Below are 2,255 nucleotides of genomic sequence, written 5' to 3' on the forward strand. Positions count from 1 at the left end.
AGAAGGCCAAGCTCAAGATTCTCGGCCGCCCGGTCACGCCTTTCGGACCGGTCGTACTGGATGAACTGGTGGCCCGGGTCTTTGGCCTGCGGGGCGATTTTGTCCCGGATTTCCGCGTCCTGGACTACATGACCACGCTCATGAGCACGCATCAGTGCCCGGCCCTGGACGGGTCATTGGGCAACGACGCGCGCCTCAAACGCGATCTGGACGGACTGGGCGTGTTTCACGAATCCATGTCCACATATCTGCTCTACAAACAGCGGGCCTTTGGCGTCATGGGTTTTACCGGGTTCGAGGCCCGGTTTTACAGCTTGTTCCATTCCTTGGAAGAAGACATGCGTCCGGCCGCCGACCTGCAGCAACTGCTGACCTGTCTGGCCTACAAGCTAATTTTGACCGGCCGCGTGACCCACGCCCATATTCCGGACACGCCCGAGGTGGAGAGCGAACGACGCCAGATTTTTTTCGCCACGGCCATGGACCTGCCGACATTTTTCGTCCGCCAGGATTCGACCAATGCGTTTTTGGCCAGCTTGGCCCAGGTCGCGCGCCGGACAAGGCCCAGCCATCGCTATCCGGGTCGGCAGCGCGTCTATAACCAGGAATACCGGCTGTCCCTGATCGAATTCATCGAGCGCGAGGGCGCGGACCTGGTCGAGATGTGTCAGGCCAAAGGCCTTCTGGCTGATCTGCGCCTGCGCGTCCTGGAACCCCGGCGCGGGGCCGGCGGCAAACTCACGGACCGGATTCTGGACCGGATCGGAGCCAAGACCCCGCATCATGTGCGCGCCCGGGAGTTCAACCTCGCGGCCGAGGATTTGTACCGTTCGGAGCTGCGGCTGGAGTTGCTGGCCGAGGCCATGGATTATCTGGAGGAAGACTGTCGCACGGTGACGGATTTCGGCTGTCTGCCCGGCCAGTTCTGTCGGACCGGATTGCCGGCTCTACTCGGCGGGCGGGATGTGCTCGAGTTCATGGCCGAGGCCCGGCGCGAGCTGCGCGAGCACAAGGAAATCAACCGTTCGCGTGGCGTTTTGACCAGCCTTTTGCTGCTTGTCATCGGCATGCACGCGGATAATGCCCGCGTCCGCGCAAGGAAATAACATGCACCAGTTCGTGGATCGGGCCTCGGGCGAGGTCCGTGATGAAGATCTTTTTTGTGACCGCCTCATCGCCTATCTCTATGGCCGGACGCGGGAACAGGCCCCGGCCCTGTTTAGGGCCCTGACCTCGGGACGGACCAGCAGCCTGCTTGGTTTCCTGAACTACGACCTGCCCCTGGGTGCGCGCCTGAGCAGCGCCGACCGCCTCGCGCGGCGGCTGGGCATCGATCTGGACGAGTGTGTGCGGCCACGCGCCGAGTACACCACGGCTCGGCGCATTTTCGAACGCCAGATTCGTTACGAAACCGTGCGGCCCATGGACGAAAGCCCGACCGAGGTGGTGTCGCCCGCGGATTCGCGCATGTTCGTTGGAGCCCTGGAGCCTGGGTCCGTGTTTTTCATCAAGGACAAATTCTTTTCCTTCCCGGAACTGCTCGGCCCGGAAAAACGGGACTGGCTCGCCGCCTTCAAGGACGGGGATTTCGCCGTGTTCCGTCTGACGCCGGACAAATACCATTACAATCACGTCCCGGTCGGCGGAGTGGTCCGCGACATCTACACCATCGAAGGCGCGTTTCATTCCTGCAACCCAACGGCCGTCATCCACGAGGTGACGCCTTTTTCCCGTAACCGCCGCGTGGTGACCATCCTCGACACGGATGTCCCCGGCGGCGCGGGCTGCGGTCTGGTGGCCATGGTCGAGGTGGTGGCGCTTATGATCGGCCAGATTGTCCAGGCGTACAGTGACCACGACTACGATGCGCCCCAATCCCTTCGGCCGGGGATGTTTCTGCGCAAGGGGCGGCCCAAGAGCCTGTACCGGCCGGGTAGCTCCCTGGATGTGCTCATTTTTCAGAAAGGCCGCGTGGAGTTTTGTCCGGACCTGCGGCGTCATCAGGGGCGGACCGATGTGACCAACCGGTTTTCGGATTGGCTGGGGCGACCCTGGATTGAAACGGACGTGCGCGTGCGCGAAACCATCGCCCATGTCCGGCATGCAGGAACAGAGAGAAGCCTGGAGGCGGCATGAACGAAATGGTGTTGATCGGTGGCTACGCGCTGGCTTTGGGCGCGTTTTTGTTGTGGGGAGGGCGGAACCTGCCGGCCGAGCGTTGGCAGATGCTGGCCAGTCTGCCCGTGGCCAAGAAC

At 62.5% G+C, this 2,255-nt stretch carries 2 protein-coding genes; both read left to right on the forward strand.

Features of this window, described 5'->3' with window-relative positions:
• Window positions 1–1,107: 1,107 nt before the first annotated feature.
• The gene (locus EOL86_13960; protein ID NCD26678.1) at window positions 1,108–2,136 is read left to right on the forward strand and encodes a phosphatidylserine decarboxylase; all 1,029 of its coding nucleotides are present in this window, start codon (window positions 1,108–1,110) and stop codon (window positions 2,134–2,136) included.
• Window positions 2,133–2,255, forward strand: a 123-nt coding sequence (locus EOL86_13965) for a prolipoprotein diacylglyceryl transferase (protein NCD26679.1), incomplete at its 3' end; no start/stop codon positions are given. The genes EOL86_13960 and EOL86_13965, both read left to right, overlap by 4 nt.

The sequence above is a fragment of the Deltaproteobacteria bacterium genome, from assembly GCA_009930495.1.
Lineage (GTDB): Bacteria > Desulfobacterota > Desulfovibrionia > Desulfovibrionales > Desulfomicrobiaceae > Desulfomicrobium.

Coding starts and splice junctions, on each gene's coding strand:
- EOL86_13960 (NCD26678.1), top strand. CDS start 1,108: ATGCACCAGTTCGTGGATCGGGCCTCGGGCGAGGTCCGTGATGAAGAT.